This window comes from Haladaptatus sp. W1 (assembly GCF_001723155.1).
Classification (GTDB): Archaea; Halobacteriota; Halobacteria; order Halobacteriales; family Haladaptataceae; genus Haladaptatus; species Haladaptatus paucihalophilus.
Genome location: NZ_MEIH01000325.1, coordinates 1 through 18,390 on the forward strand (window position 1 = coordinate 1; position 18,390 = coordinate 18,390).

13 protein-coding genes are annotated in these 18,390 nt (G+C 52.4%); 8 read left to right on the forward strand and 5 right to left on the reverse strand.

The window, feature by feature from the left end; translation table 11 throughout:
* Positions 1-348: 348 nt before the first annotated feature.
* The 3 genes from BG842_RS17710 (at position 349) to BG842_RS17720 (ending at position 5,116) form a co-directional block, all read left to right on the forward strand.
* Positions 349-1,584 carry an O-antigen ligase gene (locus BG842_RS17710; RefSeq protein WP_069451808.1) on the forward strand — a complete coding sequence of 412 codons (1,236 nt, stop codon included), beginning with the start codon at positions 349-351 and terminating at the stop codon, positions 1,582-1,584.
* A gap of 446 nt (positions 1,585-2,030) precedes the next feature.
* Positions 2,031-2,876: an undecaprenyl-diphosphate phosphatase gene (locus tag BG842_RS17715; protein ID WP_139136173.1), complete on the forward strand. Its 846-nt coding sequence runs from the start codon at positions 2,031-2,033 to the stop codon at positions 2,874-2,876.
* A 794-nt stretch (positions 2,877-3,670) separates the two neighbouring features.
* A complete protein-coding gene (locus tag BG842_RS17720; protein ID WP_069451809.1) occupies positions 3,671-5,116 on the forward strand; it encodes a sugar transferase in 1,446 nt (481 codons plus the stop codon).
* Positions 5,117-5,432: 316 nt separating this feature from the next.
* On the opposite strand, the gene BG842_RS32810 is transcribed toward BG842_RS17720, so the two are convergent.
* Positions 5,433-6,167 carry a glycosyltransferase gene (locus BG842_RS32810; RefSeq protein WP_342764817.1) on the reverse strand — a complete coding sequence of 245 codons (735 nt, stop codon included), beginning with the start codon at positions 6,165-6,167 and terminating at the stop codon, positions 5,433-5,435.
* 994 nt (positions 6,168-7,161) lie between these two features.
* Here BG842_RS32810 and BG842_RS17730 point away from each other — a divergent pair.
* Positions 7,162-8,637 carry a flippase gene (locus tag BG842_RS17730; protein WP_069451811.1) on the forward strand — a complete coding sequence of 492 codons (1,476 nt, stop codon included), beginning with the start codon at positions 7,162-7,164 and terminating at the stop codon, positions 8,635-8,637.
* Between the two features lie 87 nt (positions 8,638-8,724).
* Here BG842_RS17730 and BG842_RS17735 read toward each other — a convergent pair whose 3' ends face one another.
* Positions 8,725-9,813, reverse strand: coding sequence for a glycosyltransferase family 39 protein (locus BG842_RS17735; protein ID WP_175424199.1), 1,089 nt, complete (start codon positions 9,811-9,813; stop codon positions 8,725-8,727).
* A gap of 503 nt (positions 9,814-10,316) precedes the next feature.
* Positions 10,317-11,609 (reverse strand): UDP-glucose 6-dehydrogenase AglM, encoded by a 1,293-nt coding sequence (aglM, locus tag BG842_RS17740; protein ID WP_069451813.1) that lies wholly within the window; start codon positions 11,607-11,609, stop codon positions 10,317-10,319.
* Between the two features lie 87 nt (positions 11,610-11,696).
* Here aglM and aglF point away from each other — a divergent pair, with 87 nt between their 5' ends.
* Both aglF and BG842_RS17750 read left to right on the forward strand, forming a co-directional pair.
* Complete coding sequence (gene aglF, locus BG842_RS17745) at positions 11,697-12,431, forward strand: UTP--glucose-1-phosphate uridylyltransferase AglF (RefSeq protein WP_069451814.1); 735 nt, start codon at positions 11,697-11,699, stop codon at positions 12,429-12,431.
* Between the two features lie 139 nt (positions 12,432-12,570).
* On the forward strand, positions 12,571-13,482 hold the full coding sequence (locus BG842_RS17750) for an NAD-dependent epimerase/dehydratase family protein (protein WP_069451815.1): 912 nt from the start codon (positions 12,571-12,573) through the stop codon (positions 13,480-13,482).
* A 631-nt stretch (positions 13,483-14,113) separates the two neighbouring features.
* Here BG842_RS17750 and BG842_RS27905 read toward each other — a convergent pair.
* Entirely contained in the window at positions 14,114-15,391 is a 1,278-nt protein-coding gene (locus BG842_RS27905; protein WP_083252609.1) for an O-antigen ligase, read from the reverse strand.
* 106 nt (positions 15,392-15,497) lie between these two features.
* Here BG842_RS27905 and BG842_RS30655 point away from each other — a divergent pair, with 106 nt between their 5' ends.
* Positions 15,498-15,749 carry a hypothetical protein gene (locus tag BG842_RS30655; RefSeq protein WP_069450509.1) on the forward strand — a complete coding sequence of 84 codons (252 nt, stop codon included), beginning with the start codon at positions 15,498-15,500 and terminating at the stop codon, positions 15,747-15,749.
* An 11-nt stretch (positions 15,750-15,760) separates the two neighbouring features.
* Here BG842_RS30655 and BG842_RS17760 read toward each other — a convergent pair whose 3' ends face one another.
* Complete coding sequence (locus tag BG842_RS17760) at positions 15,761-16,972, reverse strand: glycosyltransferase family 39 protein (protein ID WP_083252610.1); 1,212 nt, start codon at positions 16,970-16,972, stop codon at positions 15,761-15,763.
* A gap of 347 nt (positions 16,973-17,319) precedes the next feature.
* Here BG842_RS17760 and BG842_RS17765 point away from each other — a divergent pair, with 347 nt between their 5' ends.
* Positions 17,320-18,360: a glycosyltransferase family 2 protein gene (locus tag BG842_RS17765; RefSeq protein ID WP_256388549.1), complete on the forward strand. Its 1,041-nt coding sequence runs from the start codon at positions 17,320-17,322 to the stop codon at positions 18,358-18,360.
* Positions 18,361-18,390: the final 30 nt, after the last annotated feature.

Below are 18,390 nucleotides of genomic sequence, written 5' to 3' on the forward strand. Positions count from 1 at the left end.
GGAATCTGTGAATCGTTCCGACTCGCTGCACAGAAGCCAAAAAGCACACCATAGAGCATAAATTTAATAAGTATTATTAAAAGCAGAAATAGACATCCTTTTTATGCTATGGTCCTAAACTTATTTTAGCTAACGTGGAATGGTTCCCATGAATTTACAAGACAATCAGAACGCTTCTACTCGCTCATTTTTCAACCCACTTACCGGAGAGTTTCGTCGTTCGCCCTCGTTCAACTCCTCCTGATTCCACTTCTCTTCATCGGGGTTCTTTACGGAGCGCAGAATTCCCCAGAATGGTTTGGTTCGTTTCATCTCGACCTTCTCTTTCTCTATGTTACACCCCTCTTATTGCTCGCACATACGTACTATCGGACCGATAGAGGGCTGTGGATACACGTCGCACAGACATCACTGTTGATACTCCTGACCTTCGTCCTCCTCCGACAGCACAATCTGTACATACCGGGCCAGAGACGGAGCTTCCACGTTGTTTTGGTCTTCCTTCTGTACGCGGTCTATCCGTTCATCGGGTACGATTTCGTAGCGTTCCTCCGAAGTCGAGCGATATACGTGGCCGCGTACGTCCTCATGCTAGGGGTGTTCTTTATCCACGTCAACTCGATGGCCGCTGGTTCGACGAAAGCGTCGTTTGTCGTCTATATGGCATTACTCTTCGGCGTAAGCGTCTTCTTCATCCCGAGGTACGTCTCGCGGAACGTCTTCCTGTGGGGTCTGTCGCTCGTCGCTGGATTTTTCGTCGTGATAGGACTCCCCGTCTACGTGATCGGGTCGTACGACCTTTGGTGGCTCCAGCCCCAACTCTTCGAAAGCACTGCCACTATTCCGCTACTCGGTACGGAGTTTCACTACCTTCAATCCGTGCTCGACAATCCGAATATCCTCGCCGTCCTCACTTTTTCTGGTGCGTTTGCAGCGTTTGTGCTAGCCGTCGAGAACGTATTCGAACGGCGGTTCCTCTTAGTCCCGGTTGCATCTGCGTTGTTCTTCCTCAACGGATTCGCCACGTATCTGACGTATGCCCGAGCATCGTGGTTGGCACTCGGGTTGGCCACCGTCGTGTACGTCGGGTACGTTCTGTTCGGTCGTCGAAGCGTTCCGTTCACAGTCGTTCCGCTCGCGATAGCATCCGCGGTCTTACTCCTTAGTATTCTTCTTTCTGTCGGACCGATAGATGCACACGGACGAGCGCCGCTTTGGATGGCGGGACTTCGAGCCATCAAAAACGCACCCTCCACCCTCGGATACGGAGTCGTCAACACGCACGCCGTCATCAAACCCTTCATCACCGTCCCTCACTTCCGCGGGTATTCGCCCCACAATTCGTACGTCCAAATCTTCCTCCAGGTTGGCATCGTCGGTGGATTGGCGTATCTCGTAATCGTTCTCGGTAGCATCGTCGAGGGCATCGTTCGATGGAACTCGGTCGACGTGCCGATGCTCGGGTTCGCCCTCGCGTTCGCGGTTCACCAAACGTTTGCGGTGTACACGATGTTCAACAATGCCGTCGCCTCGATACTCGCGATGCTGGTCTTTGGCTATCTCATCTGTGGATACGAACGGTAAATCCCCTCATAACCGTGTTTTTTGACTTCGACTTCAAATCAGTTTGATGATCGTCGCCCACATGAAGAGAGAGATAACGCTCGCAAGTAAAAACGCGATCCAAAAGTCCGAGAAGTCGGGCAAGTCCAGGATAGTCGAGCCAGCAATGGCCATTTCTATTCCAAGTTAGTTCTCACAGAGTAATTAGTGTTGGGTTCATATGGACAGTCATTAAATAGACATACAGCCCTTCGATCAGTCCCTCTGGGTCAAGAAATAGGGATTTCGTATAGTAGTGATTTCTACAGTGATATTCCCACACAATTATTGTCAGCTCATCCGGATTCTCGTTCGTCAAATTCCCATCTCAAGAATATCGAATAGAGAAACATACTCGTATGGAAATTAAATTATCCAATAGAATCAGAAACCGAATCGCCTTTCTCCTTCGCCCGAGACACCCATCCATGGTCGACGAGTCCGTTCTGATCGCGTTCGTCGCGGGTATCCTCCAAGGCATTTTCGAGTGGCTCCCGATTTCGAGCGAAGGTAATCTCACCTTATTCCTTCGCGCGATGGGAAGCCAACCGGAAGCGGCACTCCGCTTTTCTCTGTTCCTCCACGCCGGAACCGCAATCGCTGCAACCGTCTACTATCGTGGAGAACTCGAAGGCGTCCTCGGTTCGCTTCGGGGGTGGCGTCCTGATTCGGCGTTCGAGAATCGACAGGCGGAGCTGTCGTTCCTCGTCGTCGCTACGCTCGCGTCAGGTATCGTCGGAATTCTCGCCTACAAAACCCTGGATGCAGTCGTCTCCGAACTGGCAGGTGGCGGATTCGTCGCACTCATCGGCGTGTTGCTGATCGGGACCGGAGTGTTGCTCCGCTCTGCAGACCGGTTCGAGTTAGGGAATCGGGAGACTCCTACATTGACGGATGCGATTCTCGTCGGTGGGATGCAGGGATTGGCCATCCTTCCGGGTGTTTCGCGTTCGGGAACGACAGCGGGGACTCTCCTCTTCCGTGGATACGACGGTGCTGACGCGTTTCGCCTGTCGTTTCTGCTTAGCATTCCCGCAGCTGCGGGTGCTGGCGCATTGGTCGTCCTCGAAACCGGTGGCCTCCCATCCGTCTCCCCCACGGTTGCACTCATCGCGCTTGCAACCAGTGCTATCGTCGGATACATCACAATCGACGCGTTGTTGCGGGTCGTCGAACGTGTTTCCTTCTGGGCGGTTTGTGTAGGAATTGGGGCGCTGGCAATCGCTGGGGCGTCTTCCTCCTCGTCGTGTGATTCTCCGCGCTTCGAAACCTAACGCTCACGGGATTCGTTTCCTTCCATTTAAAAGCCGATGAATGCGTAGCCGATCCCGAACGTCCCCAGAAGGATACCGGTCGCAATCATGACTTCATCTTTCGTCATTATTCCTATTTTTGATTTATACGTCCTCAATAATACATTCTTTTATACGTAATTTGACTAATAATTGTTGTGTCTTATATATTTTCTAAACTAATGGTTCCTTTTTGAACGGAATTCGCTATGCTTATCCAGCGAATGACCGTCCGCTGCTAACGCGCCTCGTCAATCATCTTTCTATAAGCAGGAAACCCCGTCGTTTACGGCGGGTGAGGATGTCACACTCTATCCACGCTTTACATCCCAGAGTCGGCTATAGCAGAGACGGGAGAAATCGGACGATTCCAAACCACAAGCCAATCGAAAGTAACACCGCGAGTAGATACCCTTTCCAAAACGGGGTCATTTATTCGAAACCAACGCTCTTCGCCTGGTTTGTTGAGCCGTACAATCGCTCGAACATATATGCCCAGATTGTGGGCCCCCCCTGTCCATACCGGTACGACGACCCATTGCATTATTGTAACGTGGATTCTACCCTCTGAAACGGGCACGTACTGTCGATTTAGTGCCAAACTACCCATCGTCATAAACCGACCCTGTAAAAGGAGAATTTCCTATCCACCGAGAAAATGATATACATATTCCATATTTGTGTACTCATATAGAATCTATTTAGTAAATAGGTTGTTTATTTGGTGGTGCATTGGACGTAGCATTTATGAGAATCCAAGTATACTAAATGAAGTAGTGCTCTCCAAATTCCGTTATCGTTTCGCTAGTGTTACCGGAACGATATCACTCGTTGTACTTTCGGTCCTGGTCGCGAATACGGCGACGATTCAGGAGTTCGTGACGACGAGCGTTCCAGTAGTCAGTAAGCTACACGCGACTGTGCTCCCAGGAGCGGAGATCGGAATTGCGGGTCTCATCACCGCCTTCGTCGTTACGACGAGTCTCAGTCCCATGTTCAAACCCCGTCCGCGACGGGTATTGGACACGCTCTCTGTCACGGAAAAACGACTGTTCATTGCCGTTCTCGGACTCGCCACGCTCGGCTATGCGGATTACACATACCGCCTACCTCGCTCGACGCTCATCATCATCACGGCCCTGCTCGGCGTCTGTCTTCCGGTGTTCTTCGTTTCGATTCGGCGGCGGCCAGCCGATACCCAAGCACCTGCTATCATCATCGGTGACGACGTACGCCACGTCGCTGACGTTCTCAAAGCCATCAACACACCCGTGCTGGGATACGTCTCGCCACCGAGTGGAAACGAGATTCACGAGCGTGAATTGGAACGGGTCGTCCCGGACGGTGGGACTGAACAACCGCTCCCGGGTGTCGAACGCCTTGGCGGCCTTTCGCGCTTGGAAAACGTCATCCTCGAAAACGACGTGGACACGGCTATCCTGGCCTTCTCGACCACGGACCGAGCGGAGTTTTTCGGCGCGCTCGATACGTGTCACAAACACGGTGTTACGGCGAAAGCTCCGAGTCGGCACATCGATAGCGTGCTCACGAAGACGGAAGCGACGGAGGACGACGAACTCGTCGAAGTCGCTCTCGAACCGTGGGACTGGCAGGATTACGTGTTCAAACGAATGTTCGACGTGTTGTTCGCCGCGGCTAGCCTCCTCGCCTTTGCGCCGCTTCTCGGCGTCATCGCACTGGCGGTCAAACTCGACAGTCCCGGCCCAGTCTTCTACAGTCAGGCACGGACCGCGGAGTTCGGCGGCACGTTCCAGGTGTACAAGTTTCGGAGCATGGTCACTGACGCGGAAGCCGAAACCGGGGCCAAAGTCAGCGAGGAGGACAAGGGCGAGGTCGACCCGCGGGTCACGCGCGTCGGTCGAATCCTCAGGCGGACCCATTTGGACGAAATCCCGCAACTCTGGTCCATTCTCACCGGGGATATGAGTGTCGTCGGACCCCGGCCGGAACGACCGGAACTGGACTCCGATATCGAAACCGGCGTCGTCGAGTGGCGAAAGCGGTGGTTCATCAAGCCCGGCCTGACCGGACTCGCACAAATTAGCGACGCCACTGGACACGAGCCAGCGAAGAAACTGCGGTACGACGTCGAGTATATCCGTCGACAGTCGTTCTGGTTCGACGTCCAAATCGTGATGCGACAACTCTGGCAAGTGGTCGAGGACGTCGACGAGCTCGTCCGCGGAGAGGAAGAGAACTAACGAACGGACTCCAAGGGAGACGCACGAGCCCGGGTTTTGATTCGAGCGAGGTAGCAGTCGTGGCCGTACTACTGATTTCAAATGTGGTTCATCGTGTTCGAGCGTGAGGGTTCTCTTCCTTTGAGGGAGTACTGGGATACGATTTATCGACGATTTACGTTTAGGATTGAAGCGGGTTGCTGAGGTCCGATTCAGCAGTAATTCTCGAACGCGAAAGGAATCAAGGGGAGGAGTGTATCGATACGGAATTTACTGAAGACGTATTGCGCGTATAGAACGAAGAGTGAGGGTAGCGGTATCGAGTACGGGTCGTGCGTTACGCGTACTGCGGGATTGCTCGCTCTCGCACTCCACTCGACGGGTCAGCTTCGGCGAGGACCTCATCTATCTCCTCGAGCAACGTTCGCTCAACGACGTCCCACCGATAGTTCTCGACGATACAACGGCGTGCTTCGTTTCCGATTGCGGTTCGCTGTTGTCGATTGTTGAGCAGTTCAACCGTTTTTTCGGCGAGTCCGCCCGGGTCGTCGGCGACTTTGATATCGACCGAATCGGTGGCATCGATTCCCTCGAGCCCGAGCGACGTCGTTATGACGGGTTTCGACAATGCCATCGCTTCGAGGATTTTGTTCTGTACGCCTGCCCCAAATCGCATCGGAGCAACGACGACGCTTGCTTGGTTGAGATACTCCATCGGTTCTTCGACAAAGCCGGTCACACGAATACCCGACCGCTCTCCAAGGGACTGTACCTCCTCGGTTGGATTCATTCCGACTATCTCGAACACCGCGTCCGGACACTGTTTTCGTATTTTGGGGAACACTTTGTTCGCGAAGAACGTGGCCGCGTCTTCGTTCGGGAAGTAGTCCATCTTCCCGAGGAACACGATTGACTGGGACTCATCGTCATTCGCATCGGTACGCTTCGCTTTCGCGGAATCGAGAAGTTTTTCTCGGACTCCGTTCGGAACCACGACCGGTGTGTCATCGAGAGCGACGTCCTCAGTGATGTACTCCCGATCTTCCGCGGAGATGATGAACGAACGATCCACTTCCTCGATCAACGTACGTTCATATTCCAGGAGTCGGTCGCTGTCTATCGAATACAACCATTTCCAGACTCCGGAGGCCCCGTCTTTCGCTTCTGCATAGTTTCGTGAAATGGCATCGACGAAATCGACGACGACTGGCACGTCGAGGTCACGTGCGTATTCGGCCGTTCTTACGTGATTACAGTACACCATATCGTAGGTGGCCGAATGGTCGTCTACCCACTCCTGAACACGGTCAAAGTGGTAATAGAACGACTGTAACGGCTTTTCGGACACGAGGCCAGAAACCGTATTCAGATAAAACCTGCTTTTGGGATAGTTGAACGAAACTACATCGTTGAACTGGTTTTGGAGCGCCTGGATATGCTCGGGTTGCTCCTCATCCTCATTCACCACTACCAAGTCCACGGTATGGCGCTTCGAGAGTATCTTCGCCGTGTTGTACATCCGCAACTTTGCACCACCGATTGGGGGGTACGGGATTCGCGAACAGAGTATGAGTATTCGTGCCATGATTGGAGCCAATTTACTGCGTGTTTCGCGAATCATGATTTAACTCCAACAACAATTGTTATACAGAACCTGTTGCCTACCAATAGGGGTTTGCATCCTGTTATTCGCCCCCTTCGGTGCGGTAGGCCCTGTCTAACGGCCGAATGTCGAACGTTCCGCGTTGGTACCTGTGCGTTCCCCGGGAGACAAAGCGAGGGATATTGGGTTACTCGGTGACTCCGTTCGAGAGGAATATTCGAGTTAGCCAAATACGAATAAAGCACATATACATTTCATTACTATTAGCCGGAAGAATTACTACGGAGTGTGTTGACACAAGCAGTATCACCGGAAATCCATCCTCCCTCAATAATTCGACTGTTGGTACGTGAGTTCGATCGAAGTTGGGCCGAACTGCGGAGGAAGGGGCTTGCGGAGCGTCCATCGACCGTAGCGAATCGTATACAATGAGCGACCATCGGATATCAATCTGAGCTAAACAATGGGTGAAAACGATCAATCTGGGACCGTTGTCAGTAAACTGTTTACGAGTGGAAGTATCCTCTTCGTAGGGTTGGCATGTGATTACGGCCTTCTATTCGGGAACAAGATACTGATGGCGAGAACTCTCAGCAACGAAGGCTACGGCGCTATCGCGTTTGGCTACTCCTTTTTCGCAATCGTTTCAACCCTCTCCCTCCTCGGCCTCAATTCTGGCATCGCACGGTATCTACCTCGGTATGAAAGCGAAACCCAACAGAAGGACATCTTCATCTCCGCCGTCCAGATAGTGATGCCCGTTGCAGTGCTCACCGGCCTCGGAATTTTCATCTTCGCAAATCAGATCGCTGTCGCCGTCTTCGACCGGCCTGCCGCAGCCGGCGTAATCGGCATATTCGCGCTGGCGATTCCGTTCGAAGTACTGTTGAAGATCTCGATGTCCGTTTTTCAGGGGACGAAGAACTACACGTTCAAAGCAATCGTGGACAATATCGGCCTTTCGCTGATTCGAGTCTTTTTCGTTGTTTGCGCACTCTGGCTCGGGTATACGGAATACGGGGCTAGCGTTGCGTACCTCCTCTCGTACATACTCACTGCACTGGCCGGCGTCTATCTGCTGTATTCGAAGACTAACTTTACACGCTGGGACCGGTACACCCCACGTCGGAAGGAACTCTTCTTGTTTTCTTTTCCACTCATGCTATCCAGCGTCATTACAATCGTTTTGTCCAATATGGACACGATGCTGATCGGCTATTATATCGGATTAGAAACGGTGGGAACGTACAACGTCGTCTACTCTCTGACGTTCTTGTTGACGGTGGTCCTTACCGCGTTTCGATTTATCGTTGTCCCCGAGTTGTCCGAACATCACTCGAACGGCGACATTACGAAGATGCGGTCTACCTACAAGAAAATCACCCTTTGGATCATGCTCGTGACGTTTCCACCGTTTTTCGTGCTGATAGCGTCCCCCGAGTTGGCCATCTCGTTGACGTTTGGCGGGAAGTACGCTTCGGGAAGTGCAGCGTTAGTGGTCCTCTCGTTCGGATTTTTCATCCACGCTATATTGGGACCGAACGCAGCGACGTTGACGTCGCTTGGGAATACAAAGACCATATTGTTCGATAACGTTGTTGCAGTCGCCATCAATCTCGTCCTCAACGTCCTCCTCATTCCGCGATACGGAATGCTCGGAGCGGCCGTAGCAACGACGGTTTCATACATTTGTCTCAATATCGCATATGCGGTTCAACTCTACTCGAAAATCGCACTGCTTCCCATCAGCACGGCGTACTCGCGGACCTATCTCACGCTATTGGGTTCCGGAGTGATTCTGTTGGTAAGTCGCGAGATTCTACCGATACCGGCGGTCCTGGCACTCTTCACGCTGGTATACGCGCTCACGGTCGGTAAACTCGTGCCGCTCTCCGAACTGGTGACGATTATCAGGGACCAGCGCTCCAATCTGAACTAGTATTTGCGTATCGAATCTTCCAGTGATCGATCTCTCACGCGCCTAATGGATGTGGTTGCATTGTCTAAAACATCGGCGGGGTACCACTCAATCGCTGGCACTTAGGGTGCTCGTATCGGTATCGACAGTCCACCCGCTCAACCAAATCAATTCTGTAACGCCAACTGCGCCGACGATATAAACGACCCAAATCAGCATCTGACGGTGGCGAACCGCCGCTCCGACGTTCGCCTCGACGAGGCCGTACAAGACGCTCAGCAAGACGAACACGACCAGCAGGGGGACTGTCTTCCATGAGTGAGAGTGAACGAATCGACGGAGACCAAAGATAGCAAAGATAACGAACGAGAGGTTAACGAGACCTTCGAACATGACTGGGATGAACCGCGCGGACTGAATCATCCAGGGGAAGGGAGCGAAGTAAAAATAAGAGATGCCCACCGGTGTGAACCAAAGCACCTTCAGAATCGTATCCGGCACGACGATGAGATAGGCACTGTTTCCGAACGCACGACCGACGCGCTGTGGGACGATAACGTGGTGAATCCCCCAGCGGAGCAGGCGAACCCAGAGCGGTATGCCGAGGATTGTAGCGATAGCCGCGACCTTGCTCCCGGTTTTGATGACCTCTTCGGGTGCGCCTCGACGATAGTATTCCCGAATTCCGAGACCCAAGATGATTGCCAGTAGATAGAAGGGCAGGTTTTCGTATCGGACCAGCGCCGCGAACCCGAGACAGATACTCGCCACAAGCCAGCGAGTACGGAGCGAAAGCGTGTCAGACGGAACGACGAGCAGCATCGTCGTCGTCGTCACCATACACAGGACGAACGCCTCCCGGGTGAACGAAGTGTGAATCAACAGGAAGCTGGGGAAGAACATCATCGGCGCGACCGCGAGTCCGGCCGCGGTTCGAGAGTGAAGGTGCTCTGCGATACGATACACCATATAGATACTCACTGCTCCGAGCAAAGCGACGAAGACGTGTGCATAGACGCTGCTCGGTCCGGGGAGTAACCAGAACGGTGCGAGGATGCTCCCCCATGCGTGATAGACGTATAGTGGATCGTAGTTCGTCACTGTCCCATGTGCAATCGCTGTGGCCGCCTTCTCGAAGCCGACGGCATCGTTGTTAGAATATGGATTGATATGGAGTTCGGATAATGGGATGATCAAGAGACGGAGCACGAACGCCGTGATAAAAGCGTATGAGGGCGTGTTGTATCGTTCGATAGTTTGCCATGGGTCGATTCGAAATCGATCAGTTCGTATCGCATAGACTCCACCAGCGACGAGTATAACGAACAGAAAAAATCCGATCAGCGAGAGCTGATTTACGAGGGTAGTATTGGTTTTCACCAAGGCATCTGCAAATCCTTTATCCTCGAGTTGTGTCCCGACGGTCACGATAGCCGATAGTATTTTTGGCATCTCGATTAGAAACCACGGTCACAAATCCTTAAGTAATCGCTCCCTGACGATAATCTGATCCCGTTATACTACCTCTAAAACACTAACTTGCATACATTTATTGGTTGGAATTTTTGGTTTTCCAACTACCTGTGTATGGATTGTAATGATTCGAATCGCTCGTTACGATTCGGCAGAACGGAGAGATGGACCCTTAGAACGGCACAGGAGAGGAAACAACGTCCAAACCGCGTTGTTACGAGAGCCGCTTACCACGTGAGTCCGTCGTAAACGATTCCATCCCGCTGCTCGACGATTCGACGGCCGTCAACGACTATGGGGTCCGTCATCAACTCGAACTCGTCGTCCAACGCGGCGAACTCGTCCCAATCCGTCACGACGAGCGCTCCGTCCGCGCCATCGAGCGCCGCCGTCGCGGACCCGACGTACTCGATGTCGGGGAAATGCTCGCGCATGTTTTCGGTCGCGACGGGGTCGTAGGCCACGACGGTCACACCACGGTTTTGGAGCGCTTCGATAACCGGAATCGCACGGGAATTGCGGACGTCGTCGGTTCCAGGTTTGAACGCGAGGCCGAGTACCGCAATGCGCTTGCCCTGAAGGGGAACGTGGCCTTCGAGCAGTTCGAGCAACCGTTTCGGTTGTTTTTCGTTCACTTCGATGGCGGCTTCGACGAGCGACGGTTCGTATCCCTCCTCGTGTGCGGCGGCGACCAACGCGGCCGTATCCTTCGGGAAGCAGCTGCCACCCCATCCGACACCGCTGCGAAGGAATCGCTCGCCGATACGGTCGTCGAGACCGATGGCATCCATAACCTCGTAGGCGTCCACGTCGTACTCTTTGCAGATATTTCCGAGTTCGTTGACGAGGCTGACCTTCGTCGCGAGGAACGCGTTGTTCGCGTACTTTATCATCTCCGCCTCGCGGATGCCGGTTTCGACGACGGCGGGAGCGGACGACTCGACGAGGGGTTCGAAAACTGCCGACAGCCGTTCGTTCGCACGCTCGTTCTCCGTTCCCAGAACCACCTTGTCCGGTCCGAGGAAATCCTCGACCGCGCTTCCTTCACGGAGGAACTCTGGGTTCATCGCCACGTCGAAGTCCTCCCCTCGGCTCTTGTTCGACGCATCTTCGATGATGGACCCGAGGACGTCCTCGGTCGTTCCCGGAACGACCGTGCTCTTGACGACGACGAGATGGTAGTCGTCCTTCGACCCCAACGCTTCGCCGAGCGAACGGGCTCCCGCTTCGATTATCGATGTGTCGATACTACCGTCCGCACGGGAAGGAGTTGGCAATGCGAGGAACGTCGCATCCGTCTCGCGAACTGCATCGTAGTCGGTCGTTGCAGTGAGCCGGTTTCCACCGTGCTCGGCGACGAGTTCGTCCAATCCGGGTTCATGGATGGGGGCCTGACCGTCGTTGAGTTGTTCGACGATGTCCTCGTCGATGTCGATGTTGGTGACCGAGTGTCCGAGGTCGGCGAAACAGGCGGCGACGGTCGTTCCCACGTAGCCACTCCCGACGATGCTAAGTTCCATTAGGAACGGTACTAATCCCGGTTTCCTTGAAGCTTCGCATATGCTCGGGTCTAAAAGTATTTATGACTGGCATCCCCGTTCAAAAGTATGAAAGCTGTAGTCCTGGCAGCTGGCAAAGGTACCCGCCTTCGACCGCTCACCGACGACAAGCCGAAAGGATTGGTCGAAGTGAACGGCAAACCCATCGTCACCCACTGCTTCGAGCAACTTGCCGAACTCGGCGCGGAGGAGTTCATCGTCGTCGTCGGCTATCGCAAAGAAGACATCATCAGCTACTACGACGACGAGTTCGACGGGATTCCCATCACATACACCCATCAGCGGGAACAGAAGGGACTCGCACACGCGCTGTTGACCGTCGAGGAGCACATCGACGACGACTTCATGTTGATTCTGGGCGACAACATCTTCCAGGCGAATCTCGAAGATGTGGTTCGTCGCCAGCAGGAGGACCGCGCGGACGCCGCGTTCCTTACCGAGGAGGTGCCGTACGAGGACGCCAGCCGATTCGGAGTCTGTGACACTAACGACTACGGCGAAATCACGGACGTCGTCGAAAAGCCGGAAGACCCACCATCGAACCTCGTGATGACCGGGTTTTACACGTTCTCACCCGCGATTTTCCACGCCTGCCAGCTCGTGCAGCCGTCGAACCGCGGCGAGTACGAAATCAGCGAGGCCATCGACCTCCTCATTAGAAGCGGTCGTACCATCGACGCGATTCGCATGGACGGCTGGCGCATCGACGTCGGCTATCCCGAGGACCGCGACGAGGCAGAAGAGCGACTCACGGACGAAGAAGTGGCCAGCCCGTCCGCATAACGGCTCTCTCTTACCTTCTGTTGGTGATTCTTTCGCGAGATTTGTAAGCCCAATCGTTCCGAGTATTTGGCTCGCAAAGTGTGACGTTTACAGCGTAGTAGAAACAGATTTAATCGAAGGGAAAGCACAAGATAGACGAATGGTCCAAACACCAGCCGCCCAAACGATCCTTGTCACCGGCGGAGCAGGCTTCGTCGGTAGTCACCTCGTCGACGCGCTCGTCGACGAAAATGACGTCCGAATTTTGGATAACTTCACCACCGGAAAACGCGAGAACGTAAACGAGAACGCTACAGTAATCGAAGGGGACATCTGCGATTCCGAGACGTTAGAGCGTGCAACGGCAGATGTAGACCTGATATTCCACGAAGCAGGTGTCGTGAGCGTTCAGCAATCCGTCGAGGAGCCGATGCGCGCGAACGATGTCAATATCGACGCGACACTGGCGCTACTCGAACGGGCGCGAGACCTCGATGCCCGCGTCGTCCTAGCATCGAGTTGTGCGATTTACGGACAGCCGACGGACATTCCGATTTCGGAGGACGAATCGTTTGCGCCGTCGTCACCCTACGGCTTGCAGAAATCTGCGCTTGACCATTACGCCCGCATCTACGAGGAGTTGTATGGACTAGAAACCGTCGCTCTCCGATACTTCAACATTTACGGACCGCGACAGTCGAGCGGTGATTACAGCGGCGTCATCAGCATCTTCAAACGACAAGCGACGAACGGCGAACCGATCACCGTGGACGGCGACGGACAGCAAACACGCGATTTCGTTCACGTGGACGATGTTGTCCGAGCCAATCTGCTGGCCGCGACGACGGAGCACGTCGGCGAAGCCTACAACATCGGAACTGGCGAAAGCGTGACGATAGACGAACTTGCCGAGACGATTCGGGATGTCTCGGGGTCGTCTTCCCAAATCGTCCATACGGACCCTCGCCCGGGTGACATAGCGGAGAGCGAAGCAGATATCTCGAAGGCGATGGAAAAACTCGGCTACGAACCGACGATCTCACTGAAAGAGGGAATATCGTCTTTACTCTGAAGCTCGGATACGCGCAGTAAGCCGTGACGTATTTTTTCTTTACGTGGCACCGCTACCGATGTCGAGAGAGAAGAATCTCGACACCATCTCAGTCGGTGAACGGGTTGAAGAGGGTCGGAGTCGATTCATTGCCGTGGTTGTTAGCGCCAACGTCGTAGAGATTTACATAGGGAATGGTGTTTGGCTGATGTGATTTTACTGCTTCTCCAGGTACTTGCCGCTCACTATGACTGTCGCGGCTCAGTATCGCGAAAAAGGCGTGGTTATTGCTCGACGCGGTACCTGAACGCAGTACTGAGAGGCGTTCACGCGGGCGGAGTTGATGCACGAGTTCTAACCTGATTGCCATTAGTGAGAGTGAAATTCCGCACGTTGCGACGATTCCGCCGATACCTCGAAGTGCGAGTCACGCTGCGAACACCCCCAAACATGACGGCCGCTCCCGTAACCCAGCGGAGATTGATCCACTTGATGTGAAAATTATCAGCGATAGTTACGAGGATGAGCACACGTCCATCAAAGGCGCGCTATGCCGTGGCAGCCATGATAATCATTGAGACGAAGACAGTGCCAGCAGCGATAGTAAGTTCCTTCTATGTTCTTCGGGGACGGTCATACAACCACGCGAGCGTCACAAAAACGGGGGCCGGACGGTGATTACATCGGTATAAGAGTCAGATCGACTCGTGGAGGCAAGGTGGGTAGATTCGGTCCGGTAAGCTGTCAATGCAAATCCAGTCACAACTGCATAAAGAAACGAGCGAAGCCCGTACCCGAAAATCGTGCCTGCATTGAATACCTGCATAACTACAATGGAGATGAATAACGCGAAATAGGTCACCTGGACTGGTGTTACGGCCGCCCTCCAGCTCCGAATACCTGCGACAATTGTCAATCCCAAGTACGACACCCCTCCAATGAATCCCGTCATCGCGAACATCCGTAGGTATGAATTATGGATTCCACGGCCTGCGGTGCGAGAACTTATCATATAGGGTTGAATCAGGTCTTTTGTGTTCACTGCTCCCCAGCCAACGATAGGAGAGTCACGAACTGCACGCCATGTCGAACGCCAAAGTTCGACTCTTCCAGAGAAACGAATCGATCCAATCGGACCTACGAATGGAATAAATCCGAATGCCGATAAGAGCACTGTCGTAAGACCAGCGAGCCCTATGAGGGTGCAAAGCGTCATTAAACGACGTCCACCGAGGTAGTACGCAGCAAGAATTCCAAGGCCTGCTGCGAGCGAGAGAATCGCGGTTCGGGACGCAGATAAGATAGATCCGATGACGAGGAGCCCGGAAATTAGCATGAACCACATGTTACGAGTACGGAGATAGCGTGCGATAGAAGTGAAAGACCCAATAACACAAACCGCACCCATCAGATTCGAGCCGTCTAATATCCCTGCGATTGGGTCGACTTTGCCGATAATCGGTAGGGGAGTCGGGAAATACCACCCCGGATGGTATCCGGCGATTGTGAAGTAGGTTCCTGTTGCCCAGACTACAATGGCAACAAAACACAAGACTGCCGCAATAATTGACAAAACATATTCGAATGATCTCTGATCAAGAATCATCGGGAGGATGCAGACGACCAAAAAAGAGAATCCGATAAAGACAACTGTTCGAATACCACTCCAGAGGCTCGGATTAAGTACGAAAGCACTGATAAATGCAAACCAAATAGTTCCCAAAAATCCGAGTGAGATACGATCTATAGACTTCCAATCAGGATGAGTCGAGAGGTACCAAACCATGATACTTGCGGATAAGATTGATACTGCAACATACCCTACAATTCTCGGGGTTTGAACGGTATGGGTGAGAACGCTCGACACGGCAAGGAGTGAGAAGAGGATGACAATTGTATTTTTAGATTTCAATGCTTGGAGATGGGTCATTGATATACGGATGGTTTTGAGGAGAACTACATAACTTCCCCGGCTTATTTCGACTGCTATGTCCAAACGTCACAACTATACTACTTTAGTTTATACGTAGTAAGTAATGGGCACCCTCTTAATTGCCGCTGCAGCGCTAGGATTTATTTCGCAAATCTATCTCCTGCAAAAGGAAATGAAATCAAAATCGCGTCTACAAAACGTAACAACCGGTTTGATTGCTATCTTTTGTCTCGGAATCATTGCTGTCGAGAAAATTCCCACAAATATAATAAATACCCTTCTTATCTTGATTTTATTACTTATCGTTGTGCTCTCTCTAGCGGGATATTGGATCCCTCAATTAAGCGAAACATAATAGAGTAGACATCAATTAGATTGAGCATCTATCGGCTTCGTAATCTCATGCTTGGCTCCACGAACTAGTCGAATACGTTTATCTTGAACCGACACGTCCACTCCGAAGCGCTCAGCAAGTCCAACACCTGCAAAAAGGTACATCACCCAAACCATCATCTGACGGTGGCGGATCGCAGCACCGACGTTTCCTTCCATTAACCCGTAAAAGAGAGTGAGGAGTGCGAACGCAGCGGTAAGTGAGATCACCACCTCCGGACGTGACTTTAGCAATGTCTTCGCGCCAACAATTGCTGCAATGAATAACCCAAGATTGAGAATCCCAACCGCCATCGGAGCTAGGTATGTCCATGACTTGACCATCCACGGGAACGGGCTAAAAAGAAAATACGCAATCCCAATTGGAGCAAACCACGCGGCAGTGAACAGGTCGTCAGGGATGATCCCAACAAAATATGCGCTTCCTCCACGGGCCCGCTTAGCGCGTCGGGGAGCAATTGCAAAGGAAAGGATTTTTTGACCGACCATAAGAACGATGGCAGTAGACAACGAGCCGAAAAGTACCGTTGCTAGACGATCGTGTTTAAAACGAATGGTTACATCGTAATTTGTTTTAATATAAATATATCTTTCAACACCCCATCCGAGGACAATCGCAAAAGCATAGACAAACAGATTCTCGGGACGGAAGAGTGTGACTAGCACGAAACATAACATAGTGAGGTATCGTGGGTCACCACGGGAATTGTCAGTGGGGACGACAATGAGAGACACAATAGCAGTGATCAACAAAAGGACTGGACCCTCTCGTATCAAACTAGTTTGGACTAATAGGAACGTTGGGAAAACTGCGATTGGAAGCGTTGCATAAACCGCTGCGCGCCTGTTGTAAAGCTCCGTTGCTATCTTGTAAACAAACCAGACAGGGAGGCACCCAATGACTGAGACGAAAAGATGCGAATATACGTCCGACGGTCCCGGGAGCCAATAAAATAACGAAAGCATCAATCCCCAGTAGTGGTATACGTTTGTTAAATCTATGTGCGTGAGCGGAATCTGTCCATTGGCAATCCGTTGGGCTGTGATTCCAAATCCGACTGCATCGTGCTTGCTATAGGTATTCAGTCCGAACAAGGATACCGGAATAGCAAAAAGACGAAAAACAAATGCGAGCAGTGTCATTTGGATTGATGTTCGGAATGGCCGCATATTCTCAATCAGCATCTGGAGAATATTCTATGATGAGAATTGATTAAGCCTTCCATGTGTTATTCCGGTTCGCACAACGAAACTCATGGTGATATCTTTGCACTTTCTCAGGAGGGGGTGTCCTCACTACCGTAATGAAAACGTTGATAAATAACTTCTACTGAGAATCCTCGCTATATTCCGGATTCATGAGACAGGGATATTTATAGAATGGAAATCAACGGCCAGTGATGGTTGCACTGAATTCCCTCGTGGTGGTCGTGTTCGCCGCATCGCTACTGGGACTATTGCACACGTACTTTCTCTATCCAGCCTTCCTGTCCCTGCTGGCCAAACGCAAGTCGAACAGTGTTAAGGAGTCTGTGAGATCGGAGTGGCCCTCCGTTACGCTCGTGATCGCCGCGTACAATGAAGAAGACGTTATCGAAGAGAAGATCAAAAATAGTTTGAAGCTCGATTACCCCGCTGATAAGTTTGATATCATCGTGTTTTCGGACGAATCGTCCGACCGAACGGACGAAATCGTTCGCACCTACGAGAGCGACGGTATCGAATTGCAACGGATAGAGGGCCGCGTTGGGAAGACAGAGTGTCAAAATCAGGTGACGGCACGTATCGACTCGGATATCGTCGTGTACTCCGACGCGAACAGCATGTACGAACCGAACGCGATAAAGAACCTGATTCGTGGATTCGAACCGGGCGTCGGATGCGTTGTCGGCGAACTTCAATATCACGACGAAGGCGGGGTCGAAGGGGAGTCCTTCTACTGGCGCTACGAGCAGATCATCAAACGGCTCGAATCGAAGGTGAACTCGCTCGTAACGGGGAACGGTTCGATTTATGCCGTTCGGCGGTCATCGTACGTGACGCTCTCGAGGGATGCGATAAGCGACTTCGCGGAGCCGTTAGCAGTTATCAGCAACGGAGAGAGCGTGAAGTATGCCTCCGGCGCGGTTGCGTGGGAGAAAACCGGCGATTCCATCGAAAGCGAACGCTCACGTCGAGTTCGAATCGTAACGCGCTGCTGGAACACCGTATTCGATTATTTAGAACTGATGAATCCGGTCCGCTTTCCCCTGTTCTCCTTCCAATTGATATCGCATAAGATTCTCCGCTGGCTTTCGCCGGTACTGCTACTCTTCGTTTTCCTCTCGAATCTAGCACTGGTCTTGCTCTCCTCGAGCGTTCTGTTCCCACTCCTTCTCCTCTTGCAACTCGTGTTTTATCTGTTTGCACTCATCGGAATGTTTGGTGAGAGCGCCGAAATAGAGATGCCCGTTCTGTTCCATGTCCCGTACTACTTCCTGGTCTCCAACTACGGGATGCTACTTGGGCTGTCGAATTTCCTGTTCGGCGAGAATATCATCACGTGGGAGACAGTCGAACGTAGTGCAGACTAGTTAGGCAGTTGTAGTTTCTCGTCTGAATAT